Origin of the sequence: Massilia frigida (assembly GCF_011682175.1) — a bacterium.
Classification (GTDB): Bacteria; Pseudomonadota; Gammaproteobacteria; order Burkholderiales; family Burkholderiaceae_D; genus Telluria_A; species Telluria_A frigida.
Map to the genome: position 1 here is coordinate 38,138 of NZ_WHJG01000002.1, position 24,504 is coordinate 62,641.

At 63.0% G+C, this 24,504-nt stretch carries 25 protein-coding genes; 9 read left to right on the plus strand and 16 right to left on the minus strand.

All coding sequences use genetic code 11. The annotated features are described in order from the left end of the window. Nucleotides 1-35 precede the first annotated feature (35 nt). From F2P44_RS02475 to F2P44_RS02515, 9 genes are all read right to left on the minus strand, one after another. Entirely contained in the window at nt 36-533 is a 498-nt protein-coding gene (locus F2P44_RS02475) for a protein YgfX (RefSeq protein WP_167084740.1), read from the minus strand. 180 nt (nt 534-713) lie between these two features. Further along, nucleotides 714-1,961, minus strand: a complete 1,248-nt coding sequence (gene fabF / locus F2P44_RS02480) for a beta-ketoacyl-ACP synthase II (RefSeq protein WP_167084742.1) — start codon at nt 1,959-1,961, stop codon at nt 714-716. A 27-nt stretch (nt 1,962-1,988) separates the two neighbouring features. Further along, complete coding sequence (acpP, locus tag F2P44_RS02485) at nt 1,989-2,228, minus strand: acyl carrier protein (RefSeq protein ID WP_018059410.1); 240 nt, start codon at nt 2,226-2,228, stop codon at nt 1,989-1,991. A 177-nt stretch (nt 2,229-2,405) separates the two neighbouring features. Further along, complete coding sequence (gene fabG / locus F2P44_RS02490; RefSeq protein ID WP_167084744.1) at nt 2,406-3,143, minus strand: 3-oxoacyl-ACP reductase FabG; 738 nt, start codon at nt 3,141-3,143, stop codon at nt 2,406-2,408. A gap of 55 nt (nt 3,144-3,198) precedes the next feature. Continuing rightward, nucleotides 3,199-4,146, minus strand: a complete 948-nt coding sequence (fabD, locus tag F2P44_RS02495) for an ACP S-malonyltransferase (RefSeq protein ID WP_167084746.1) — start codon at nt 4,144-4,146, stop codon at nt 3,199-3,201. A 174-nt stretch (nt 4,147-4,320) separates the two neighbouring features. Next, nucleotides 4,321-5,307, minus strand: a complete 987-nt coding sequence (locus tag F2P44_RS02500; RefSeq protein WP_308609928.1) for a beta-ketoacyl-ACP synthase III — start codon at nt 5,305-5,307, stop codon at nt 4,321-4,323. 11 nt (nt 5,308-5,318) lie between these two features. Continuing rightward, entirely contained in the window at nt 5,319-6,380 is a 1,062-nt protein-coding gene (gene plsX, locus F2P44_RS02505; protein WP_167084748.1) for a phosphate acyltransferase PlsX, read from the minus strand. Between the two features lie 196 nt (nt 6,381-6,576). Beyond that, entirely contained in the window at nt 6,577-6,759 is a 183-nt protein-coding gene (rpmF, locus tag F2P44_RS02510) for a 50S ribosomal protein L32 (RefSeq protein ID WP_008449924.1), read from the minus strand. Between the two features lie 211 nt (nt 6,760-6,970). Beyond that, nucleotides 6,971-7,468 carry a YceD family protein gene (locus F2P44_RS02515; protein WP_167084750.1) on the minus strand — a complete coding sequence of 166 codons (498 nt, stop codon included), beginning with the start codon at nt 7,466-7,468 and terminating at the stop codon, nt 6,971-6,973. Nucleotides 7,469-7,649: 181 nt separating this feature from the next. On the opposite strand from F2P44_RS02515, the gene F2P44_RS02520 reads away from it, so the two are divergent. From F2P44_RS02520 to F2P44_RS02530, 3 genes are all read left to right on the plus strand, one after another. Then, entirely contained in the window at nt 7,650-8,252 is a 603-nt protein-coding gene (locus F2P44_RS02520) for a Maf family nucleotide pyrophosphatase (RefSeq protein ID WP_167084752.1), read from the plus strand. Nucleotides 8,253-8,257: 5 nt separating this feature from the next. After that, on the plus strand, nt 8,258-9,004 hold the full coding sequence (locus tag F2P44_RS02525) for an SAM-dependent methyltransferase (RefSeq protein ID WP_167084754.1): 747 nt from the start codon (nt 8,258-8,260) through the stop codon (nt 9,002-9,004). A gap of 209 nt (nt 9,005-9,213) precedes the next feature. Next, complete coding sequence (locus F2P44_RS02530; RefSeq protein WP_167084756.1) at nt 9,214-9,672, plus strand: nuclear transport factor 2 family protein; 459 nt, start codon at nt 9,214-9,216, stop codon at nt 9,670-9,672. A 112-nt stretch (nt 9,673-9,784) separates the two neighbouring features. Here F2P44_RS02530 and F2P44_RS02535 read toward each other — a convergent pair whose 3' ends face one another. Beyond that, a complete protein-coding gene (locus tag F2P44_RS02535) occupies nt 9,785-10,822 on the minus strand; it encodes a chemotaxis protein CheB (RefSeq protein WP_167084758.1) in 1,038 nt (345 codons plus the stop codon). Between the two features lie 312 nt (nt 10,823-11,134). On the opposite strand from F2P44_RS02535, the gene F2P44_RS02540 reads away from it, so the two are divergent. After that, nucleotides 11,135-11,818 carry a DUF6445 family protein gene (locus F2P44_RS02540; RefSeq protein WP_167084760.1) on the plus strand — a complete coding sequence of 228 codons (684 nt, stop codon included), beginning with the start codon at nt 11,135-11,137 and terminating at the stop codon, nt 11,816-11,818. A 13-nt stretch (nt 11,819-11,831) separates the two neighbouring features. Here F2P44_RS02540 and F2P44_RS02545 read toward each other — a convergent pair whose 3' ends face one another. From F2P44_RS02545 to aceA, 3 genes are all read right to left on the minus strand, one after another. Further along, complete coding sequence (locus F2P44_RS02545; RefSeq protein ID WP_167084762.1) at nt 11,832-13,082, minus strand: EAL and HDOD domain-containing protein; 1,251 nt, start codon at nt 13,080-13,082, stop codon at nt 11,832-11,834. A gap of 67 nt (nt 13,083-13,149) precedes the next feature. Next, nucleotides 13,150-14,361 carry a 23S rRNA (adenine(2030)-N(6))-methyltransferase RlmJ gene (locus F2P44_RS02550; protein ID WP_229423342.1) on the minus strand — a complete coding sequence of 404 codons (1,212 nt, stop codon included), beginning with the start codon at nt 14,359-14,361 and terminating at the stop codon, nt 13,150-13,152. A gap of 321 nt (nt 14,362-14,682) precedes the next feature. Continuing rightward, complete coding sequence (gene aceA / locus F2P44_RS02555; RefSeq protein WP_054267231.1) at nt 14,683-15,981, minus strand: isocitrate lyase; 1,299 nt, start codon at nt 15,979-15,981, stop codon at nt 14,683-14,685. Nucleotides 15,982-16,525: 544 nt separating this feature from the next. On the opposite strand from aceA, the gene F2P44_RS02560 reads away from it, so the two are divergent. Genes F2P44_RS02560 through F2P44_RS02570 form a run of 3 tightly spaced genes read left to right on the plus strand, consistent with a single transcriptional unit; the run spans nt 16,526 to nt 18,408 of the window. Continuing rightward, entirely contained in the window at nt 16,526-16,723 is a 198-nt protein-coding gene (locus F2P44_RS02560) for a hypothetical protein (protein ID WP_167084766.1), read from the plus strand. Beyond that, nucleotides 16,720-17,796 (plus strand): cache domain-containing protein, encoded by a 1,077-nt coding sequence (locus F2P44_RS02565; RefSeq protein ID WP_167084768.1) that lies wholly within the window; start codon nt 16,720-16,722, stop codon nt 17,794-17,796. The genes F2P44_RS02560 and F2P44_RS02565 overlap by 4 nt, the downstream gene beginning before the upstream one ends. A gap of 21 nt (nt 17,797-17,817) precedes the next feature. Further along, nucleotides 17,818-18,408, plus strand: coding sequence for a DUF8082 domain-containing protein (locus F2P44_RS02570; protein ID WP_167084770.1), 591 nt, complete (start codon nt 17,818-17,820; stop codon nt 18,406-18,408). A 66-nt stretch (nt 18,409-18,474) separates the two neighbouring features. On the opposite strand, the gene rraA is transcribed toward F2P44_RS02570, so the two are convergent. Both rraA and F2P44_RS02585 read right to left on the minus strand, forming a co-directional pair. After that, on the minus strand, nt 18,475-18,969 hold the full coding sequence (gene rraA, locus F2P44_RS02575) for a ribonuclease E activity regulator RraA (RefSeq protein ID WP_167084772.1): 495 nt from the start codon (nt 18,967-18,969) through the stop codon (nt 18,475-18,477). 949 nt (nt 18,970-19,918) lie between these two features. Next, a complete protein-coding gene (locus tag F2P44_RS02585) occupies nt 19,919-21,127 on the minus strand; it encodes an MFS transporter (RefSeq protein WP_167084774.1) in 1,209 nt (402 codons plus the stop codon). A 101-nt stretch (nt 21,128-21,228) separates the two neighbouring features. Between F2P44_RS02585 and F2P44_RS02590 the strand changes: the two genes are divergently transcribed. Together F2P44_RS02590 and F2P44_RS02595 are read left to right on the plus strand one after the other, a co-directional pair. Next, nucleotides 21,229-22,020 (plus strand): AraC family transcriptional regulator, encoded by a 792-nt coding sequence (locus tag F2P44_RS02590; protein WP_167084776.1) that lies wholly within the window; start codon nt 21,229-21,231, stop codon nt 22,018-22,020. A 90-nt stretch (nt 22,021-22,110) separates the two neighbouring features. Further along, nucleotides 22,111-23,376: a TolB-like translocation protein gene (locus F2P44_RS02595; protein ID WP_167084778.1), complete on the plus strand. Its 1,266-nt coding sequence runs from the start codon at nt 22,111-22,113 to the stop codon at nt 23,374-23,376. Nucleotides 23,377-23,442: 66 nt separating this feature from the next. Here F2P44_RS02595 and F2P44_RS02600 read toward each other — a convergent pair whose 3' ends face one another. Next, entirely contained in the window at nt 23,443-24,411 is a 969-nt protein-coding gene (locus tag F2P44_RS02600; RefSeq protein ID WP_167084780.1) for a questin oxidase family protein, read from the minus strand. Nucleotides 24,412-24,504 lie beyond the last annotated feature (93 nt).

Here is a 24,504-nt window from a genome sequence, read left to right on the forward strand (position 1 = left end):
CCCACTGTCTATAGAGTTGGCCGCTTGCAATAAGTTCAAAGTATTTTGTTATTTCCGACAAATTTATTGTCCCGCCCGGCAATGGCCCTGAGGGCCACCGACAACATCCGGAATTGCTCGCGGGCCAAACTGTCCGGCCAGATGAGCAGCACACTGACGAGCTTGCCACCGGGTGAGCCCAGCAGCAGGAGCAGGCTGTGCGGCCAGAGAGTCGATCCGGGAAGCAATTGCAGCACATCCGCCCGGGCCGGTACTGCGCCCAAGCTCTGTTGTACCGTCAGGCGAATCTCGCCGAGTCCAGAAATATCAATCCTGCGCCGCATTTCCCCCTGTGCCGATGCCCTGCATGCAAGCATTGCTGCCAAGGCGCAAGCCCCAGCGCACAATGCCGGCAAAACGCTGGCCGCGCCAATGCCCGCTGCCCAGCGCCAGACGAGCGCAAGAGCAACGGCCAGATTGAGCGCGGCATAGCCCAGCAAAACCAGACGCAAGGAACGCGACGGCCTGATGCAGGCGGAAACCGCAATCGACATAATCAGTAGGAAAGGTGCTGCGGGGCGCCAGTGCGTGATGGTGCACTGGGCAAATCGGACCCCGGCGAGAGCCGCCGGCGTTTCATCGACGCCCACACTTGAGACAAGTGCGGACGCCGAAAGTTCATGCTACGACGCGAAAATTTTCCTGCGCGTCATTGCACCAAGGATTTTCCTGGCTCAGGCCTTGCCGAAAACCAAGGTACCGTTGGTGCCGCCGAAGCCGAACGAGTTCTTCACCGCGATGTCGATCTTCATTTCGCGCGCCGTGTTGGCGCAGAAGTCCAGGTCGCAAGCGGGATCCTGGTTGAAGAGGTTGATCGTCGGCGGCGAGATCTGGTGATGCATCGCCAGCACCGTGAACACCGCTTCCAGGCCGCCGGCGCCGCCCAGCAGGTGGCCGGTCATCGACTTGGTCGAGTTCACCACCAGCTTGCCGGCGTGCGCGCCGAAGGTCTTTTTCAGCCCCTGCACTTCGGCCACGTCGCCCTGCGGGGTCGAGGTGCCGTGCGCGTTGACATAATTGACCTGGTCGGCATTGATGCCGGCATTGCTCAGGGCCGACTGCATGCAGCGGCTGGCGCCACTGCCGTCTTCGACCGGTGACGTCATGTGGTAGGCGTCGGCACTCATGCCGAAGCCCAGCAGTTCGGCGTAGATTTTCGCGCCGCGCGCCTTGGCGTGCTCGTACTCTTCGAGCACCATCACGCCGGCACCTTCGCCCAGCACGAAGCCGTCGCGGTCGCGCTCCCAGGGACGCGAGGCGGTGGCCGGATCGTCGTTGCGCGAGGATAGCGCGCGTGCCGAGGCGAAACCGCCCAGGCCCAGCGGCGAAATGGTCGCTTCGGCACCGCCGGCAATCATCACGTCGGCATCGCCGTACTCGATCAGGCGGCCAGCCGCGCCGATGCTGTGCAGGCCGGTGGTGCAGGCCGTCACGATGGCCAGGTTCGGACCGCGCAAGCCGTACTTGATCGACAGGTTGCCCGAAATCATGTTAATGATCGAGGCCGGTACGAAAAAGGGCGAAATGCGGCGCGGGCCGCGCTTGGCGTAATCTTCCTTGGTGTCTTCGATCAGCGGCAAGCCGCCGATGCCGGAACCGATGATGACCCCGATGCGCTCGGCATTTTCTTCGGTGACGACCAGTCCGCAATCCTGCATTGCCTGGATACCCGCCGCCATGCCGTAATGGATAAACGTATCCATGTGGCGTGCATCCTTGGCAGGGATGTAATCCTCGATATTGAAACCCTTGACTTCGCCCGCGAAGTGGGTCGAAAAAGGCTGCGCATCAAACCTGGTGATGTTGGCAATGCCCGACTTGCCGGCCAGTGCCGCGCTCCACGTCTCGGCAACCGTGTTGCCGATTGGTGAAACGCAGCCCAGCCCGGTGATGACGACACGACGATTTCGTGAACGGCTCAAGCGATTCTCCCGAGAAAATTGTAAAACTTAGGCCTTGACGTGCGCCGTAGCGTAGTCGATTGCCTGTTTCACGGTGGTGATCTTTTCAGCTTGTTCGTCAGGGATTTCCATTTCGAATTCGTCTTCCAGTGCCATCACCAGTTCGACGGTGTCGAGGGAATCCGCACCGAGGTCGTCAACGAACGAAGATTCGATTTTGATGTCTACTTCTGCAACGCCCAGTTGCTCAGCGACGATTTTTTTAACGCGTTGTTCGATATCCGACATGTTATGGCTCCATTGTGTGTGTTACGGAAAGTGCGCGCATTTTATCAGGTTTGCGCGGTGAAAAACTAATTTCGGTGTCTGCCGCAAATTCCACCGAACGTACTGCTAAATGACGAGAATTTCCTTTATCTGATCCGTGCGCAGGGCCGCAAATGGGATCAGGCAAAGCACTCCACATCAATTCATATACATTCCGCCGTTCACGTGCAGGGTCGTGCCCGTGATATACGCCGCTTGCGGTCCGGCCAGGAAGGCGACGGCGTGGGCGATGTCTTCCGGCGCGCCCAGGCGCCCCAGCGGAATCTGGGTCAGCAAGCCAGTGTGCTGCTCGGCACTCAAGGCCTTGGTCATATCGGTATCGATAAAGCCGGGCGCAATACAGTTGACCGTGATGTTGCGGCTGCCGATTTCACGCGCCAGCGCCCGGCTCATGCCGGCCACGCCGGCCTTGGCCGCCGCGTAATTCATCTGCCCCGCATTGCCGGCCGAACCGACCACCGAGGTGATGTTAATAATACGCCCATGCTTGGCTTTCATCATGCCGCGCAGGACCGCGCGCGACAGGCGCCCGACCGCCGTCAGGTTGGTGGCGATGACACTGTCCCATTCCTCGTCTTTCATGCGCATGGCCAGCTGGTCTTGGGTGATGCCGGCATTGTTGACCAGGATCGACAGGCTGCCGAAACCCTTTTGCACCTCGTCCACGACGGCGGCGCAGGCGGCGGCATCGGTCACGTTCAGGACCGCGCCCTTGCCGCCGAATTCGGCGAGATAGGCGGAAATGGCTTGCGCGCCACTCTCGGTGGTGGCGGTGCCAACCACTTTCGCGCCCTGGCGGGCCAGTTCGAGTGCGATGGCCTTGCCGATGCCGCGCGACGCGCCCGTGACCAGGGCGATTTGATTTTCCAGTTTCATTGCTGTCCTTTTGTTCTGATGTTCTGCGATGCCCTGCGATACTGCACCAACTTGATCAAGCCTGATTGAGGCTGCTCAATACGCGCTCCAGCGAAGCCTGATCCACCAGCGCCTCGCCCACCAGTTGCGCATCGATGCGCTTGGCCATGCCGATCAGCACCTTGCTCGGCGCCGATTCGATTACCTGGGTGACGCCCTCGGCAGCCATTTTCTGCATGGTTTCGACCCAGCGCACCGCACCGGCGGCCTGGCGCACCAGCGCATCCTTGATCGCTTCGGGATCGTTCAGGATAGCCACGTCGACGTTGTTGATCAAGTCGATCCGCGGCGCCGCAAACGGCACATCCTTCAGATACGCGCGCAGGCGGTCCGACGCTGGTTTGAGCAGCGAGGAGTGGAACGGGGCCGACACCGCCAGTTTCATGGCGCGCTTGGCGCCCTTGGCCTTGGCCAGTTCGCAGGCGCGCTCGACGGCGCCATTGTGGCCGGCGATCACGATCTGGGTCAGTTCGTTGAAGTTCACCGCCTCGACCACTTCAGCCGGATTGGCGGCAGCTGCTTCGGCGCAAATCGCGCGCACCTCGCCGGCCGGCAGGCCGAGAATGACGGCCATGCCGCCCTGCCCGACCGGCACCGCTTCCTGCATGGCCTGGGCCCGGAAACGCACCAGCGGCACCGCATCCTTGAAGGCGATCACGCCGGCCGCCACCAGGGCCGAATACTCGCCCACGCTGTGGCCGGCCACGACCGACGGCACGGCGCCGCCGGCCGCGATCCAGGCGCGGTACACGGCCACCGAGGCGGTCAGCATGACGGGCTGGGTATTGGTGGTCAGGTCCAGCTCTTCCTTGGGACCGTCGGCAATCAGCTTGCCCAGGTCGAAGCCGAGCGCTTGGTTGGCTTCGGCAATGGTTTGCGCGACCACCGGGTTGCCGGCGAAGCCGGACAGCATGCCGATGGCCTGCGAACCCTGGCCGGGAAATACGAACGCGAATTTACTCATGGAATGATGTCCTCCTGTTTTGTTTTTTATGGCGTCATCCGCACCAAGGACTGGTGCGGGCAAGAATGAAAGAAACGGCGAAGGAACTGGCGCCGGCGGCGCTCCCGGGCGTTCCCGCGCCGGGCGCCGCCGCGCGGGACGCCACCGCGCCGGGCGCCGCCACGCCGGAACCCATCACATGCGCACCAGCACGGCGCCCCAGGTGAAGCCGCCGCCGACGCCTTCCATCATGACATTGGCGCCGGCCTTGATGCGGCCGTCGCGCACGGCGATGTCGAGCGCCAGCGGGATCGAGGCGGCCGAGGTGTTGCCATGCTGGTCGACCGTGACCACCATTTTATCGAGCGGCAAGCCCAGCTTTTTCGCCGTGCTTTTCATGATGCGGATATTCGCCTGGTGCGGCACCAGCCAGTCGACCTGGCCGGCCGTCATCTGCGCGTGTTCGAGCACCTCGTTGGCGACCTGTTCCAGGACGGTGACGGCCAGCTTGAAGACCGCCGGGCCATCCATGTACAAAAAGCCGCTGCCGGCGATCGCGCCGCCGGCCAGGGTGCCCGGCACGCTCAGGATATCCGAATAGCGCCCGTCGGCGTGCAGCTTGGTGGACAGGATGCCCGGCTGGTCCGACGCGCTCAGGACAATGGCACCGGCGCCGTCGCCGAACAGCACGCAGGTGGTGCGGTCGTTGAAATCGAGAATGCGCGAAAAGACTTCGGCGCCGATCACCAGCACGGTCTTGTGCGCACCCGACTTGATGAAGGCGTCCGCCACCGAGACCGCATACACGAAGCCGCTGCAGACGGCTTGCACGTCGAAGGCGGCGCTGTTGTTATGCATGCCGAGCTTGCGCTGGACGATGCAGGCGGTGCTGGGAAAGCTGCCATGGAAATCGGGGGTCGAGCTGGCCACGATGACGAGGTCGATTTCCTCGGCATGCTTGCCGGCCATCTCGAGCGCCTTGATGGCGGCCGCCACGGCCAGGTCCGAGGACAGCTCGTCCGGCGCTGCGTAATGCCGGTTCGAAATGCCGCTGCGGGAGACGATCCACTCGTCCGAGGTTTCGATGCCCTTGGCCGCCAGTTGCTCGGTCAGGTCGCCGTTGGAGACGCGCTTGGCCGGCAGATAGCTGCCGGTGCCGATAATTTTGCTGTACAAGGTCATTGCTAGCCGTCCTACGAGTGGGTTATTCCTGGCACTTCCGGGTCAGGCGTGCGGGGCATCAATTCGGTGATCATGGCCGAGAGCTGCTCCTGCACATTGTATTTTGCCGCGTCGAAGGCGCGTTTGATCGCCCACTCATACGAGTACGCATCGGCGCCGCCGTGGCTCTTGAACACCAGGCCGCGCAAACCGAGCAGGCTGGCGCCGTTGTAGCGCGATGGATTGAAACGGTTGGAAAATTTCTTCAGGGCGCCGCGCCCGATGATGGCCCCGAGCATGGTCAGCGGATTGCGCTTGAACTCGGTGGTCAGGGCATCCTTGACGAAGCGGCCCAGTCCCTCGGCCGCCTTGAGCGTGACGTTGCCGACGAAGCCGTCGCACACCACGATATCGGTGGTGCCCTTGAAGATATCGTTGCCTTCGACGTTGCCGTAGAAATTCAGGGAGCCGCGCTCGTGGTCTTCGCGCAGCAGCTTGGCGGTGGCCTTGACCACTTCATTGCCCTTGATTTCCTCGGTACCGACATTGAGCAAGCCGATGGTGGGACGCTTGATGCCTTCCATGGCCGACACCAGCACCGAGCCCATGATGGCGAACTGGTGCAGGTGATGCGGCTCGCAGTCGACGTTCGCGCCCAGGTCCAGCATATAGGTCGGGCCGTCTTTCTGGTTGGGAAGGATCGAGCAAATGGCGGGACGGTCGACCCCGGCCATGGTCTTGAGCACATAGCGCGAGACCGCCATCAGGGCGCCGGTATTGCCGGCCGACACACAGGCCTGGGCCTTGCCGTCCTTGACCAGCTCGATCGCCACGCGCATCGACGAATCCTTCTTGCGGCGCAGGGCGATTTCGATGGGATCGTCCATCGTCACCACTTCGGACGCATGCAGGATGGACAGGCGCGGATGGCTGTCGGCTTTGTGTCTTTTAAGTTCTGCGCGCAACTCGTCCTGCAAGCCGACCAGAATCATTTCTGCTTCGGGTTCGCTGTTGAGGAAAGAGAGTGCTGCGGGGATAGTAACTGAGGGGCCATGATCGCCGCCCATGCAGTCAATGGAAATTTTAATTGTCATTTTGTGGATTCGTACCGCGACTCAACAGCGTGTGGCGGCAGGATGCGATCTGGAAGTGGGCGAGCGCCAAGCAGAGTCTGCGTAATTCGAAATGACGGTGTGCAAAGGTGGTTTGCAGCCGGTGACAAAGAAAAAGCGGTGCGACGCACAAAAAAGTCGTTGCACCGCTTTCATCTTACTCAAACTAAAACGTCGATTACTCGTCGTTTTTGGTTTTGAGAACTTTGCGACCACGGTAAAAGCCGTTAGGGCTGATGTGGTGACGCAGGTGCGTTTCACCGGTGGTTGGCTCGATACCCAGTTGTGGCGCGACCAGGAAGTCGTGCGAACGGTGCATACCGCGCTTCGAAGGGGATTTCTTGTTTTGCTGAACTGCCATGATGACTCCTAATACATAAGTTCTAAAATTCTAACACAATCGATCAGCAAATACATGCGAATCGAGTATCCCAGCGGCAAAACTCTTTGCCGACATGTTTAACGCCGTCCTACCTTTACTACCAATGCCATACTCGACCACAACACGCGTTTGACACGTTCATTACACTTGCTTGTTCTGTATTTCAACCTTGCCGTGCGTCGCAGCGCGACTACTCGGGCTTGAGGTTCTTAAGTTCCGCAAACGGCGAGGGCTGGTCGGACTTGGCCGCGTCGAGCAGCTTATTGTCCGGACACACCTCGTGCTTGGGCACTTGCGGCAGGGCCAGCAAGGCCTCGTCCTCGAACAGGTCGCGCACATCGCATTCGCGGCTGCCGACGATGACGTCGATGCTCTCGTCGTTCAGTATTTCCTCGATCTCGTCCGCATGCTCGTCATCCTTGCCGAGCATCAGCACGGTAGACGAATCCATCTCGTAAGCGTACGGGACCAGGCAACGCTGGCATACCAGCTGGACCGTGCCGGAGACCGACAAGGTCAGTTGCGGATAGCCCATCTTGCTGGTCGACCCATCGATGGTCCAGGCGATCTGGCCCGACTGGTCGGCACAATCCTTGTTCAACCGGCTCATTTCAGCGACAGGCGTGACGCCTTCGCGATGGCCGTTGCTTCGACAAAACTCAAAAGCGTCGATGACAAAAGCACTCATTGCAGAAATTTTCCCCGGAAAACCTGCGATAATAACAGGCTTCTCGTTGTGGAGTCAAAGACTTAGCGCGATTATTTGGGCATGGCCCCCGCGCGCTGTTGCTGGCGCGATCACGCCGTGCCCGCCAGATGAATCCCGCTGCGCCCACCAAGAGGGCCAGCCAACCAGACCAAAGTACGACATGATACCAACTTCCACCGCCCCGCGGCTAATTCTTGCATCGGGTTCCGCTTACCGGCGCGAATTGCTCGAGCGCCTGCGCCTGCCGTTCGAGGTGCTGGTGCCCGATATCGATGAAACGGCGCTGCCCGGGGAACTGCCCGAGACGACCGCGCTGCGCCTGGCGCGCGCCAAGGCCCAAGCGGTGGCGGCGCGCGCGCCGGGCAGCGTCGTCATCGGTTCCGACCAGGTGGCCACGCTCGACGGCCAGCAGATCGGCAAGCCCGGCAACCACGCCAATGCCCTGGCCCAATTGCAGACGATGCGCGGGCGGCGCGTGGTGTTCCACACGGCGCTGTGCCTGTGGGATGGGCGCAGCGGCACGTCTCAGCTTGAAAATGTGCAGACCTTCGTCACCGTGCGCAACCTGCCCGACGCCGAACTCGACGCTTACCTGCGCATCGAACAGCCCTACGATTGCGCCGGCAGCGCCAAGAACGAAGCGCTCGGCATCGCCATCTTGGAACGCATCGACAGCACCGACCCAACCGCCCTCACCGGCCTGCCCCTGATCGCCCTGACTGGCATGCTGCGCCAGGCCGGTTTTACCTTCTTTCAACAGTGAGTACCATGCCCGGCATTTTATATTTGATCCCCAACACCCTCGGCGCGGCCGACCCGGCCAGCGACGCCCTCGCGCACATCATTCCCGAGCAAGTTCAGGCGCTGACCGCGCGGCTCGACTATTTTGTCGCCGAAAATGCCAAGACCGCGCGCGGCTTCCTGAAACTGATTGCCGTACGCCATCCCCTAGCCAAGCCGCTACAGGAAATCGAAATTGCCGAACTGAACGTGAACACCCCGGCGCAAGCACTGGCGGGCTTGCTGGAACCCCTGCTGGCCGGTCGTGATTGCGGGCTGGTGTCGGAAGCGGGCGTGCCGGCGGTGGCCGATCCCGGCGCCGACCTGGTGCGCCTGGCGCACGAGCGCGGCATCCAGGTGCGCCCGCTGGTCGGGCCATCGTCGCTGCTGCTGGCCGTGATGGCGAGTGGCTTGAACGGCCAGAGCTTCGCCTTCAACGGTTATCTGCCGACCGACGCGGCCTTGCGCACCAAGCGCATCAAGGAACTGGAAACGCGTTCGCGCGCCGAAAAGCAAACCCAGCTGCTGATCGAAACACCCTACCGCAACGGCGCCATGCTCGAAGCCCTGGTCGGCGCCTGCCAGCCGGGTACGCTGATCTGCGTTGCAACCGACCTGAGCCTGCCGACAGAATCGATCCGCACCTTGAACGGGGGCAAATGGAAGTCGCTGCTGGCGGCCGGCAAGGCGCCCGACTTCCACAAGAAGCCGACCGTGTTCCTGCTACTGGCGTAAGCTGCCAGCGAGGCGATGGCCGGTCATCGCGCTTCCCACTGGAGCGAGAAATCCGGCAAGACAGGACAACGCTGTTCCGCTGTCGGCAGTGGCACCGCCATCACCGAGATCCTGGCGTAAATTGTTTTGCCGGCCGGGGCCCGCTTTACATTGCATGGGGCCAAGTTTTGTGTTTTCATGCTTGTGTTATCCAACACACAAGGTTGCCCATGAAACGCTCTTTAATGTTTCTTTTGATCGCGCTATCGCCACTGGTGGCACAGGCAGCCGATGCCAGCGATACGCAGTTGATCGAACGCGCGGTACGCGACTATATAGAGTCGCAACACACGACCGATCCGGCACGCATGGAACGCGGCGTTGACCCCCAGCTCGCCAAGCGCACGTATTGGCAGGCGGCCGACGGCACCGAATTCATCATGAAAACCGACTTTGACACCATGGTCAAGGTTGCCAGGACCTACAACAAGGACGGCACGAAATTCCCGGCAAAGCCACGGGTGGACATCAAGATCCTCGATGTCGACCAGCGCGTGGCAACCGTCAAGCTGACCGCCGACGAGTGGATTGACTATATGCACCTGTATAAGAACCAGCGCAGCGAGTGGAAGATCATCAATGTACTTTGGCAGTACCATGACACGGCACGCCAAGTCAGCAAAAAATAAATTTGTTGTTCGCGTGCTTGTGAGACACGATCCCCGTCCCGTTTTCGGAAGCTGCCGGACAGTTGTCAATACCACCGTGCCGGCGCGCGGGCACTGCCCAACGATCGGGCTTCTAAGGAAGAGGATCGGTGTTGGCCGTATTGGAGTGCAGCATCGCTTTGATGCGCCGGATATGGATGTTCGATTGCTCCACCCGCTCGACATAGGATGGACTGGCGCTGCCTTCCGCGCCCATCCTGACGAGCAGATTCTTGTTCTCTTCGAACATGCGCAGGGCTACCCAGAGGGTTTCCTCCATCTTCGCCGTCTGCTCCGCCAGCAGCGTTGCCGCCGTGTACGCGTGACCGGTATGGCAACGGAAGCGTACATGGTTTCCAATCTTCATTTGCCACAACACGCCGCCGCATCCGGGACAGTTGAACGGCACCTGCGCACCAAGGAACTCGACCGATTCCAGGTCGCTCAACACGCGCTGGGCAATCTTTGCCTCAACGGCGATATCGTCAGGAACAGGGATGCGTGCTGCGCGCTCGGGAACCGCAAGCCGTGTCAGCAGGCTGCCCATCGACGCCAGCGGCACGCAGTGATCGACCTTGACATGATTGAGCACGTTTTGCGGCATATCCGGATACGCGGCGTCGGCCGGATCCTGGACGATGCAGATGCCACCGCAACGTCGGATCACCTCCATGCCCGACGTGCCATCGTCGAGATAGCCGGTGAGGATGACACCGATGACCCGGTTCCCGAATTCAACGGCGGCGGAACGGAACAGGGGATCGATCGCGGGCCGCGCCCGGTTTTCGCGCGCGCCCTTGGTCACCAGGGTTTTGCCTTGCGAGATCATCAGATGGTGATCCGGCTGCGCCAGATAAATACAAGCACTCTTGATGACTCCGTGCTGTACCGCTTGTTTGCAGGGCAAATTTCCCTTGTCGGCAAGCACCTGCAGCATCGCTTCGTTCGAGCTTGTCGCCGCCATGTGATGGACGATCAGAATCGCGGCGGGGAAATCCGCCGGCAGTTGCGCAACGAGGGCGCTCAGCGCACTTTGTCCGCCGGCGGAGGTACCGATCACGATGACCGGGAAGTCGCTCCGTCGCGTCGCAGAATCCGCGTTCGACGTCTTTTTCGTGGATGTTGCCGTCATCAGAATTCCTGTGATTTGCCTATGCAGGGTGCCGTCCGGAATGATGCCATACAAGACGCGCCGGCAGCGCGCAAGAGCGCGGTGATGGAGAGGCCGGTGACGAGGTCATCGTTTCCGTCGCCCTATCGTGACGATCGCCCCAGCGATCGGATCGCGGCCAAGCAGCGGCAAGATCGCCATGCCAAGGCCATGCATGCCGGCTTCTGTTTCCACACGAGAAAACGCGCCGCACGCCCCGATTGTCAGCACGCGGGCGCGGTGCTATCCTGCACCAGCCTTGCCATCCGCCCCACTCGCAGAGGAAATGCCCGCATGCTCCGACTATCCCAGTCCGCCCCGCTGAAACTGCCCACGCTGACGTATCGCAGGCCGCAGGAAGGGCGCGATTACTGGGTGCAAGATGATTTTTTACCGGATGCACTGGCCATTTCGCAGCGCTGCTACGGCCAGACCGAGTGGCAGCTGGGCGCGCCGCACCGCGCCGAACCCTGGCCTGGCATGCGCAGCCCGAACGCGCTCACGCCGGACGAAATGGCGTATGTCGAAGCATGGGTTAAAAAGGTCACCGGCGCCAAACGCCTGTGGCAAGAGTCGACCCCCGAGGGCAGTACGCTGAACCATAATCACGTGCAACTGGTGGGCATGGACGAGTCCGCAGCGCGCCCGCATACCGATTCACGCAAGCTGTGCCGCTACGCCTGCGTGATCTACCTCACGCCCGACCCCGACCCCACCTGCGGCACCTCATTTTTTCGCCTGCGTTATCCGAACGGTTCGCTCGGTGGCAATATCTGCAGCCCGCCGCACGCCAACCTGCGCGAAGCGCTGGGCGTGAAAGCCTTGCCGCCGGATGCCTGGCAGGAAGAAATCCGTATCGAAAACCGCTTCAACCGCATCCTGCTGTACCGGGGCAACCTGGTGCATTCGGCCACCGGTTATTTCGGCTTCGAGCAGGCCGACAGACGCATGACGATCGTGTTTTTCTGGATGGCGTAGGGGCCGCACCCGCTCAGGCCACCAGCTCGTTCACCCAGCCGAAGGCGTCCATCTCGATCTCGCGCATGGCCTTGGCACTGAGGCCGAGGGCCTTGAGCGACCTGGCCAGTTCCGGGCCGCGCCTGGGGTTTTCCAGCAGCTCGACCACGCGCAGCATGTCGCCCAGCACGCCTTCGCGCTCCAGCAGGGCGGCCCGCACTTCGTCGGCCACCACCACGGTCCCGAGAACATCCTGCGTCGACATCGAAAACAGCGCATCCATCAGCGACATGATGCCCACCGTAAAACCGGTCTCGGCGCTGGCGCCCTGCACTTTCTGCGTCATCAACTCCATCAGCTTGCCGCGCGTGGTGGCCATCTGCAGCAGCGGCGAATTCAATTCGACCGCCGCCCCCGGCTTGGCGTACAGCAGGATTTGCAGCCAGCGCTGCAATTGCTGGCGTCCCAGCACGTACAGCGCCTCGGTCAGCGAATCGATGCGTTCGCGCACGCCGGCCGCCGGCGTGTTGACCAGCCGCAGCAGGTTCAGGCTGATCAGGGGATCGCGCTTGACCGCGCGCTCGATCTCGGCATTGTCGGCGTCCGAATTGATCAGGTCGAGCAGGCGCAGGATGACCAGTTCCGAGGGCGCGATTTTCTTGCCGCTCAAAATCGCCGGGCGCGCGAAATAATAGCCCTGGAAAAACTCGAAGCCGAGCGCCATGCAGGCCTCGAATTCCTCGACCGTCTCGACCTTTTCGGCCAGCAGCTTCTTGTTGCGTCCGTCCAGGGCCGCCACCAGCGCCGGCAAGTCGCCCGCCGGCACGGCCTGCACATCGATCTTGATGATGTCGACCAGGTCGAGCAGCTTGCGCACGTCCTCCGACTGGTCGATGACATCGTCGAGGGCGAACTTGAAGCCGAACTCCTTCAGTTCGCGCACGCGCGCGATCACGGCCGGCGTGGCCTGCACGGTTTCCAGGATTTCGAGAATCACCTTGTCGTGCGGCAGGAAGCGCACGAAGTCGCTCATGAGGACGATTTCGTCGACATTCACGAACGCCAGGCGCTCGCCGACCACCTTGGCCATGCCGAGCTGGGACGCGTGCGAGATCACCGCCGCCGTGGCGGCAGCGTGATCGGTCACATTCGCGTCGCCACCCCCTGCGCTGCGAAACAAGAGTTCAAAGGCAACCAGTCGCTGGTTGCGTCCGAGAATAGGCTGGCGTGCGAGGAAAAAATCGTCGGATGGCAGCGCCAGCTCGGCCACGGTATCAATAGGCATGGGAAATCCGGAAATCAGGGGCGCCGGCTGCGGCGCCTCCTGCGATGACTATACTACGGCGCCACGCCTAGGGACGGCGCGGGCCGCTGTTGCGCGGGCCGGTGGGACGGGCGCTGGACCCGCCTTCGGTGGGACGGCCGCTCTTGCCGGCAGCGCCGGTGGGACGAGCGCTCTTGCCGGCCACGCCGGTGGCAGCGCCGGCAGGACGGCCGCTCTTGCCGGCCACGCCGGTGGCAGCGCCGGCAGGACGGCCGCTCTTGCCGGCCAGGCCGACGGCAGAGCCGGCCGAACCTGCGCCAGGGCGCTTGACGGCCGGCGCACGCGGGGCGCCGCCAGCCTGGCCGGGCGTGCCGGCTGGCGCTTGCCCGGGCAGGCGCAGGCTGCCGGTACCGGCGGTCGGGCTGGCCTTGCGGGCGTTACCGACCGGCATGCGCACAGCCCCGTTGGCGCCGGTGCGGGCGCTGGCGGTACCGGTCACCTGGGTGCCTTTTTCGATCACGTAGGTGGCGTCGGCATTCTTGCCCAGCACTTGCACCAGGTAAGGCATGACCTGGCGCAAGGTCGGCTCCAGGGTGTACGGCGGGTTGATGATGAACATGCCGCTGCTGTGCAGGCCGAAGCCATCCGGACCCGGGGTGGTGATGGTCAGGGTGACGTTCAGCCATTCCTTGGCCGCCAGGCGCTTGAGCTTGTCGGCGAACTGGCGCGATTCCATGCGCTGCAGCACCGGATACCAGATCGCGTAAATGCCGGACGGGAAGCGCACCAGCGCATCGTCGAGCGCGTCGCGCACCTTGCGGTAATCCTGCTTGTCTTCGTACGGCGGGTCGATCAGGACCAGCGCGCGGCGCGATGGCGGCGGCAGCAGGGTCTTGAGGGCGTGAAAACCGTCGCCGCGTTCGATCAGCACACGGCGGCCGCGCGCGCTCGGGCGCTCACCCTGCGCTGCCGCGTGCGCTTCGACCTTGCGGAAATTATCGGCCAGGATCTTGCTGTCGGCCGGATGCAGCTCGAACAGGCGCAGCTTGTCGTGCTCGCGCATGACCTTGTCGGCGCAGTACGGCGAACCCGGGTAATAGCGCATCTTGCCGCTCGGATTGAGTTCCTTGATCAGCTTGACGTAGTCGGCCAGTGGCTTGGGCAAGTCATTGCGCTCCCACAGCGGGCCGATGCCGGTTTCGTATTCGGCGTTCTTGGACGCGTAACCGCCATCGAGCGCATACACGCCGGCACCGGAGTGGGTGTCGATATAGGTGTAGGCCGTGTCTTTCTGATTCATGTACTCGTGCAGCTGAATCTGCACGAAATGCTTCAGGACGTCGGCGTGATTACCCGCGTGAAAGGCGTGGCGGTAGCTCAACATAGCTTGGGTATTCCATAAAAAAGGGGGATCTGAGCCGCCATTATCCTCTATAAAGACGGTTCGGACGCAAAAAGCGCGTAAATGCACAACGCCCTCCCCCTTGGCCGCGCACCCTGGACCAGGGGCGGACAAGGGGGAAGGCGCTGTGCGTTTCCACCCGTGGGGGCGCGGGATGGCCCGTCTCCAGGCCATCCCGCTGGCGGCGCCCCTTGTGGAAGCGCCGCGGATCAATAGCGTTTAAGCTACTTTCTTTTCGTCGAAGAATTGTTCATCTTCGGTCGAACCATGCAGCGCGGTGGTCGAGCTCTGGTTTTGCTGGATGGTCTGGGTGACGGCGTCAAAATAGCCGGTACCGACTTCGCGCTGGTGCTTGACGGCCGTGAAGCCCTTGTCGGCGGCGGCGAATTCGGCTTCCTGCAGTTCCACGAAGGCCGACATCTGACGGCGCGCATAGCCGTGCGCCAGGTTGAACATGCCGTAGTTCAGGGCATGGAAGCCGGCCAGGGTGATGAACTGGAACTTGTAACCCATGGCGCCGAGTTCTTTCTGGAACTTGGCAATGGTGGCATCGTCCAGGTTCTTTTTCCAGTTGAACGATGGCGAGCAGTTGTAAGCGAGCATCTTGCCTGGGAACTTGGCGTGCACGGCGTCGGCGAACTGCTTGGCGAAGGCCAGGTCCGGCTTGCCGGTTTCGCACCAGACCAGGTCGGCGAACGGCGCGTAGGCGATGGCGCGCGAAATGGCTTGCTCGATGCCCGGACGGACTTTGTAGAAGCCTTCGACGGTGCGCTCGCCGGTGCAGAATTCGCGGTCGTTATCATCCACGTCGGACGTCAGCAGGTCGGCCGCTTCGGCGTCGGTACGGGCGATCACCAGGGTCGAGGTGCCCATCACGTCGGCCGCCAGGCGCGCTGCGGTCAGCTTTTCGACCGCTTCACGGGTTGGCACCAGCACTTTGCCGCCCATGTGGCCGCATTTCTTGACCGACGCCAGCTGATCTTCGAAGTGAACGCCGGCGGCGCCCGCGTCGATCATCGACTTCATCAGTTCGTAGGCGTTCAGGACGCCGCCGAAACCGGCTTCCGCATCGGCGATGATCGGTGCGAAGTAATCGATGTCATCCTTGCCTTCGGACCACTGGATCTGGTCGGCGCGCTGGAAGGTGTTGTTGATGCGGCGCACGACCAGCGGCACCGAGTTGGCCGGATACAGCGATTGGTCGGGGTACATTTCGCCAGCGACGTTGGCGTCGCCTGCGACTTGCCAGCCGGACAGGTAGATGGCTTTCAGGCCAGCCTTGACCTGCTGCATGGCCTGGTTGCCGGTCATGGCGCCGAGCGCATTGACGAAAGGCTCGTTATTCACCAAATCCCACAATTTTTCCGCGCCGCGCTTGGCCAGGGTGTGCTCGATCTTGAGCGAGCCGCGCAGACGCACCACGTCGGCTGCGGTGTAGTTACGTACAACGCCCTTCCAGCGAGGGTTGGTGTCCCAATCTTTTTGCAGGTCTGCTACTTGCTGTTCACGAGTTGCCATGGTGTTCTCCTAATTGAAGCCGAGTTAAGAAACGAAATGCCTTAGACAAATCATAGACCGTTTTGCGCGCTGCAACAACACTCTTATATAAGACATATAACTAAATTAAATTCGCTTTAAATCAACAACTTGAAAATCAAATCCCGCGATGCGAAATGAAATTTCTCTAAATGGAAGCGGCCGGGCGCGCTTTATTGCGGCACCGTTTTGCATTGTGAAATGGCATGCGCGCCTGATGAAATCGCCGGGCCACGGACCGCCCGCGATGGGCGCACCCCAGGCGACGCGCTAGGCGACGCGCTAGGCGGCGCGCTAGGCGACGCGCCAGGCGACGCCCGCGACGGGTTTCCACGACGACAACAATAGGGCGCCAGAGTGTTGCAGCGAAGACACACGCACGGGCAATTCTCACGAAAAACAACGAGAATCCGCCTAAAACACATGCCTTTCGTAAAGCCCGGTATAATAATGTGCTTACGGGCAACCCTGCATCACTGCTGTCGTAATCCGCCCCCACCTCTCCCAACAGATTGCGGCGCGGGCCATGACAGACAGTGCAATCCTACCAACCAACACCTCCGAAATATCGATCTCGCCGCACGGCAGAACGAGCGAGATGGTTGCCAAATATGAAAAGTCCGGCGCCCTGTTGAGTGCCGGCCCAGCCATCGGTATCTTGATGTCCGATGCGCTGGACGATCTGCCACGTCAAGCAGACCTACATTACGAATGCACCTCATGAACTCAAAATTTAATCTTAATATTTTCCACAAAGTACTCATTACCTTGCTCGCGGTCACGCTCATTCCGCTTTGCACCTTGTGGTACATGAGCAACCGCGCGGCGCAGCGCGAGTTGACCGAGAATGTGTCGACCAACCTGGTCTCGACCATGAACACGGTCGCCACCGGCATCAACGCCTGGGATGACACCAACCTGCGCGCGATGACCCAGACCACCCGTCTGAAAGACATGATCTCGATGAAGGCCGAGCTGCAAAATCCGATCCTGGCCACCACCGGCGCGACCTACGAATGGTCGTACCTGATGTTTACGATCTTGCCGGACGGCACCAACGTCGGCCGCAATGACGGCGGCGCCCTGACCCCGTACGGCGACCGCGGCTACTTCCAGCAAGTGATCAAGGGCCAGCCAGTGGGCCGCCAGGTCGTGATCGGCAAAACCAGCGGCAAGCCGGCGCTGATCCTGGCCACCCCGATCCGCAACGCCGACGCCTCCCTGGTCGGCGTGCTGGCCATGTCGATGTACCTGACCGACATTTCCAAGATCGTGACCGATACCCGCATCGGCGACACCGGCCGCGCCATCCTGCTCGACGCCAGCCACAAGGTGATCGCCCATGGCGATGCCTCCAAGGTGCGTACCGCGCTGCAAGATTTCAAAGCCTACCCGGCACTCACGGTGACCGGCATCGCCGATGCCCCGACCGTATACACCACGGAAGACCGCAAAGTGATCGGTTTCATGCGCAAACTGCCACAGGGCTGGACTTTGCTGATCGAACAAGATTACGATGAAGCATTCGCAACAATGAACAAGATGGAACGCGAAGCGCGCATCCTGATCGCCGTCACCATGGCGCTGGTCATCGGCGTGGCGATTTTCCTCGGCAAGGCACTGACCAGCCCGATCAACGAACTGACCGCGATTGCCCGTCAGCTCAGCAACGGCGAACTGCAAGTCAATATCCCGCAAACGGCCCGCGGCGATGAAATCGGCTCGCTGGCCCGTGCCATTGATCGTCTCGGCGTCAGCATCCAGCTGGCAATGGATCGCCTGCGTAAGAAGGTTTGATACGGATGAGGGGTTACTAATATGTCACAGTCGGATTTCATTCCGTTTATCGATGTGGTCGACCAGATCGCCAGCTTTTGCTCGCAACGGGTCACCGGGACGGCGTTGCTGATCAGCGACGACAACCGCATGGCCCAGGTCCACCTGCAAGGCGGCAAGATCGTCTTCATCCTGTGCCGCGGCCGCCGCGGCCGCGATGGGCTGGCGATCATGCGCACCATGCAGAATGCGCGCCTGACCCTGGACAAGGCCGGCATCGTCAATGCTGACGGACTGGACTGGCCGACCGAGATCGTGCTGGGCTACCTCGACGGCACCCTGGACGACTTGCCTGGCAGCGGCGTACTGGGCGGTGCAGCAGCGCGCCCTGCCGCCGCCGCGCCGCGTCCTGCCGCCACGCCCGGCCTCACGGCCGACATCAAGACCACCTTGCAAAAGTGCCTGGTGAAGTATGTCGGACCGATGGCCGAAATCGTCTGCAGCGACCATTTCGATGGCGCCACCGATGTGCGCGCCGTGGTCATGGCCCTGTCCAAGGAAATTCCGAACGAGGACCAGGCCGCCAAGTTCAAGATCGACGTCGCCAAGGCGCTCGACATGCCCGCGTTCTAAGCAACACTGCGCGCGGCGGCCAAGCCGCCGCGCGCAGTGTTGTTGCGCTCCTCCTTCGCGCCCGCCTCAGGCCAGCTTCTGCTGCGCCACCACGATGCCATCGGCATCGGCATACAACCAATCCCCCGGCTGCACCGCCACCCCGCTGACGCAGATGCGCACATTGCGTTCGCCCGCGCCCAGCTTGCTGCTTTTGCGCGGATGGGTACCGAGCGCGCGCACGCCGATGGCGCAGGCATTGATTTCGTCACTGTCGCGCACGCAGCCATCGACCACGATCCCGCTCCAGCCATTGTTCTGCGCCAGCAGCGCCAGTTGGCCGCCGACCAGCGCGCGCCGCAGGCTGGCGCCGCCATCGATGACCAGCACATTGCCATTGCCCGGCGCTTCGAGGGTGGCGCGCACCAGGGCATTGTCTTCGAACACCTTGAGGGTGGTGACGCTGCCGCAAAAGCGCAGCTGCCGCCCGTAATGCGTAAACAGGGGCGGCAGCACGGCCAGGCGGCCGTCTTCCAGCAGTTCGGGGTGGTCGTCGCACAGGTCGGTGGTGGCAAAGCTCATGTCGGTTCGCTCGCAAAAGAGTGGAAATGAGAATGATTTTAAGCCATCGGCGCGCCACGCTCCCCTGCCGTGGCTCCGACCGTGGCGGCGGCGTTCCGGTTCCCGTCCCGGCAAGGCATTCGCGGCGCGCGTGATGTGCCACAAGCGCGCTGCAAACAGGACAGATGGGCAAGCGCCGCGGCGCGATAATCGACCCCTCTTTCTCGACAAGGGGGCATGCATGCTCAGCACGCTGTCACAGTTCCGGCGCCTGTGGGACATCGTCACCGCCATCGCCAAATTGCCGCACGCCCAACTGCAGTTCGACCCGGCCCTGGCGCCCGCCGAGGTGAGCGCCGCCTACCGCAACTTCACACGGCGCCACCCGCGCTACCGCATCATCGGCCACAAGACCATTGGCGCGGCCCTGGTCGACATCGACCAGTTCGCCACGCCCGAGGAATACCGCGCATCGATCGGCGAACGCAACTGGGGCGGCCATTTCGCGCGCCGCGCCCAGGCGCGCGGCTACCGCTTCGCCAGCATCGAGCGCAACCGCTACGCCGACGATATCCATGCCATCAACCAGTCGATGCCCGAGCGCCAGGGCCGGCCCATGGCCGCCAGCTACCAGGACCGCAGCGCGCATTACACCGACCACGCGCACTACCGCTATTACGGCGTGCTCGACAAGTCCGGCAAGCTGATGGCGTATTGCGAACTGGGTATCTACGGCAATTTTGCGCTGTTCTCGCGCCTGCTCGGCTACCGCAACAATGACGGCATCATGCACTTCATGATCGTCGAAATCGTCAGCATGCTGATCGCCGAACGCGGCCTGCGCTATGCCATGTACGACACCTGGTTCGGCGCGTCCGAAGGCTTGCGGCGCTTCAAGACCATCCTCGGCTTCAAGCCGTACCGGGTGCGCTACGCCCTGCTTCCGGCCGAGCGCCTGTACCCGGCAGGCTCAGGCCTGCTTGAGCTGCGGCGCGCGGCTGCTGCCGCCGACGGTCAGGGCGGTCCCGATCGCCAGCACCTGGAACAGGGCGATGCAGCCGAATACCCAGGCCGGGTGGCCGCCATCCATCATGGTGCCGAACAGGAGCGGGCCGAGCGCCAGGCCACTGTCGAGGCCCGAATACACGATGCCGAACACGCGTCCGGTCGAGTTCTTCGGCGCCGCGGCGCGGATCAGTAAATCGCGCGAGGGACCGGCGACGCCGGCCGCCAGGCCGATGCCGCCCATCAGCACCACCGCCATCCAGCCCGGCACCACGGCCGCGCCGACCAGCAGCGCCATCAGCGCGGCGCAGATGAAGGACAGGGCGATCGTGCGGTCGTGGCGCTGGGCGCGCGCGGCCAGGAAGCCGCCCAGCACCATGCCGCCGGCCGAGGCCAGCATGTAGGCGGTGTAAGCGGTGGTGGCCGATGCCAGCGAAATGCCGTACAGCGCTACCAGGCTGGCCGAGGAAAAGCTCTGGATGCCGCCCAACGCGATGGCGGTCAGGAAAAAGAAGCCAAAGCTCATCCAGACAGCCGGCAGCTTCATGAAGGCGAACGAACTATCCTGCGCCACCCCGGCCGCCTGCACCGGAGCCGGATCGGCATGCAGATGGGCGCGCTGGGCGAACAGCAGCGCCAGCGTGGCGAAGGGAATGGCGGACGCGGACAGCAGCGCCACGCGCCAGCCGGCCAGCGCGGCGATGCCGGCCAAAAACGCGGGCGCAGCCGCCCAGCCCAGGTTGCCGCTGATGCCGTGCAGCGAAAAGGCGTGGGCGATGCGGGCGCGGCTGACGCGCTGGTTCAGCAAGGTATAGTCGGCCGGATGGAATACGGCATTGCCCAGGCCGGCCAGCATGGAACCGGCCGCCAGCATGGCATAGGTGTGCGCGCCGGCCAGCACCAGGGCCGCCGTGCCGAGCAGCGCCAGCCCGCAAAACAGGACCCGGCGCGCGCCGACCCGGTCCACCACGAAGCCGGACAAGGCCTGGCCGACGCCGGAGACGACGAAGAACATGGTCATCAGCAAGCCGAGCTGGGCGTACGACAGATCGAAGGCGGGTTTCAGCCACGGAAACAGGGCCGCCAGGATCAGGTGATAAAAGTGCGATACGCCGTGAGCCAGGGAAACAAGTCCGATGACGCGCGCATCCTCGCGCAGGGTAGGTGTGTTCATGAAGCATCCTTGAATGAGCGAACCCCAGTGTAAGTAAAAAACCATCGACAGTTTTGAGACAGGAAGCCATACTTTGTCGCAAATCCGCCAATCGCATGCGCATGACCCTGACCATCCTGACCCATACCCGCTGGCAGCCGGCCGGACTCGAACCGACGCCGGCGCGCCCGGTGCGCGCCCTGGCCCGCGACCTCGACGTCACCCAGTGGCTGGCCCCGCACCAGCATCGCTGGGGCCAGCTGACCTTCGCCCTGAGCGGGGTGCTGCGCGTGACCACGCCCGGCAGCAGCTGGATCGTGCCGCCGCTGCGCGCGATCTGGATTGCGCCCAATGTGGAGCACGCCATCCACGTGCTCGAAACGGCGCGCCTGCGCCCGCTCTGCATCCTGGCCGCGCGCGCGCCGTTCGAGGGCGACGAATGCCGGGTGCTGACCGTGTCGGTGCTGCTGCGCGAGCTGATCATCGCGCTCGGGCAGGCCGGCCCGGGGCCGCGCGAGCACTTGCTGGCCGAGCTGATCCTCGACGAATTGCCCGGCTCGGCCACCCGTCCCATGCGCGTGCCCCTGCCCCGGGACAAACGCCTGGGCGCCCTGTGCACGGCCCTGATCGAGGACCCGTCCTGCCAGCTGACCCTGGGCCAGTGGGCGGCCCAGGTCGGCGCCTCCGAGCGCACCCTGACCCGCCTGTTCGAGCGCGAACTGGGGATGCGCTTCGGCCACTGGCGCCAGCAAGTGCGCCTGGCCCACGCCGCGCCCCTGATCGCGCGCGGCATGCCGCTCTCGCAGGTGGCCGGGGAACTTGGCTACGCCAGCCAGTCGGCCTTTTCGGCGATGTTCAAGAAAACCTTCGGCAGCTCGCCGACCGCTTTTTTTGCCGACGATAAGCCGCGCTGAACGGCGCCGTGACAAATAGTGTATTTCTGATCAGTATTAAGCACGTATAGTGGGCGCTTCCCTGTCGTCCCCAATTTTAGGAGTTCTCTGGTGGTTTTACTTATCGGTTTTGCGCTGCTCGTCTGCCTGGTCGTCCTGTTCTACCGCGTGACGGATGCGCCGAAAGAGCCTGCGGCCGGCACCGCGAGCGCCGCCGGCTCGGCCAACCTGTCCGGCATCGGGGTGGCGTACATCTCGAACGGCAAGCTGTTCTACCAGCCCGACGGCGGCGCGCTGCGCCAGTTGCACAGCCCCTACATCCAGGAGATCGAAGACCGCCTGGCGCGCAGCAACGAGCGCAATTCGTGGAAGAAAAACACCAGCTTCGAAGTGGGCGCCTACGGCCAGATGAAGCAGTTCGGCGACGCCGCCAATGGCATCCGCTATACCTCGGCCCAGTTCGACCAGCATCAGGCCATCCTGTATTTCCTGAGCGACGCGGGCATCGGCGGCCTGTTTTCCCTCAACCTGGAGACGGGCGTGGAAACGCGCATCGTGCACCGCCAGCATCTCGATTTGAGCGACCTGAACCTGAACCGCGACACCGGCAAGCTGGTCTGCACCTCCTCGTCCAAGGACAGCATCACCAATATTGCCACGCTCGACGTGCAGGGCAACAAGCTGCGCGAGCTGACCGGCGGCGACACGGCCGATTCGGCGCCGGCCTGGTGCGACGAAGACACCATCGTCTACCAGTCGGCCGGACTGGCGCGCGACGGCCAGGGCATGATCGTTGCGCTCGGCCACAGCACCATCCAGAAGCTGGACCTGCGCTCGGGCAAGCTGGACACGGTACTGGACGACGCCAACACCGACTTCCTGCATCCGCGCGTAACAAGCACGGGCGAACTGCTGTTCATCCGCCGTCCGTACGAAGTGTCGCAATACAGCAGCGGCAATATCTTGCTCGATACCGTACTGTTCCCGTTCCGCCTGCTGCGCGCGGTGTTCCACTACCTGAATTTCTTCTCGATCATGTACAGCCGCAAGCCGCTCACCGGCGCCAGCGGACCAGCGGCCCAGGCCGACGTGAAGGCCATCATCCTCAAGGGCAAGCGCATCGATGCCGAGAAAGCCCTGCGCAGCGAAAACATGGTGGCCGGCGTGCCCTCGCTGGTGCCGGCCAGCTGGCAACTGGTACAGCGCAGCCGCTCGGGCGATGATCGCGTGCTGGCAAGCAATGTGGCGTCCTACGACATCACGCCGGCCGGGCAAATTCTCTACTCGAACGGACGCGGCGTGTTCCTGCTGGGCGATGACGGACGCTCGACCCTGGTGCTCAAAGGCGACCTGGTGGGCGACATCATCGCGCGTTGAGCCGGGCCGCCGGCGAACGCAGCGCCGGTTTCCGGCAGCTGACAAAGCTGCTCAAGTCGGCGCCAGTCACGCGAGCTTGCGCGCCGCAATCGCCAGGTAGCGCGGGTCGCCATAGACAAGCGACTCGCACCAGGCCGAATAACACAGCTTGATGACGTGCGCATCGGTGGCCCGCGCAGCTTGCGCCATGCAGGCTTGCCAGTCAATTCCCGCAGCGGGCGCGGGCGTGCCCCCAGGTGCAGGTTCGACTGTCAGGCTCGCGACTACCACCGCTTCCCACAGATAGCGCAGCGCCTGCCGTGGGTCGCCCGCGTACGGCGCCACTACCCGGAAAGCATGGCAAGCCGTGACAGTGTGCAAGAGCGTGAAATCTTCCTGCGCATGGTAGGCGCCAAGCGCAAACTGCGCCACCTGGCGCAGGTCGAGCGTGGCCGGCTGGATCGCCGTGCCGGCCATGGCAGGATGGCGTGCCGCCTGGCGCATGTGGTCGATGATGATGCCATCCCACGGCGCATGGCCTGCCACCGCACGGGCCAGGCGCGCCGCGATGGCGGCCGGCGCCTCGTCCACCTCGTCCGGCGCCAGATCCAGGGTCACGTATTCCATGACCCAGTAGGCCAGCGCGGCGCACGTTTCGTCCAGGTCACCGGCATCGATGGCATACGCAAGCCGGATCAGGCAATGAAACGCCGACGCCGACACGCCCGGCAACAGCCGTGGCACCCAGCCGCGCAATACGGCGTCGAGCCCGGCGCGACGCACGCTCTCCTGGAAAAAGCGCTCGAGGCCGCCGGCGTTGCGTCCCTTGCCCAGCCACGCAAGCGCATCCGCCACCGCGCCGATATCGCCATCCTGCGCTTCCAGGCGGCGCGCATTGACGTCAAACGCGCGTTGCATGGCGTCGGCCGGCGCGCCCATGCGGTCGAGCGCGATCAGCGTCATCGGCAAATGATTGGCGAGCCGCTCGCCATACAGCGGCCCGTAGCGCCGGCTGTGCGCCAGCAAGTTGCGGCAAGTATCCGACAATGTCGCCATGCAGGTTCTCCACGTGATCCACCAGCCCGACAGACTACCACCGGCCGCGATCGCGCGCACGCCATGAAAGCGCCCTGATCTCCCGCGCCGCAT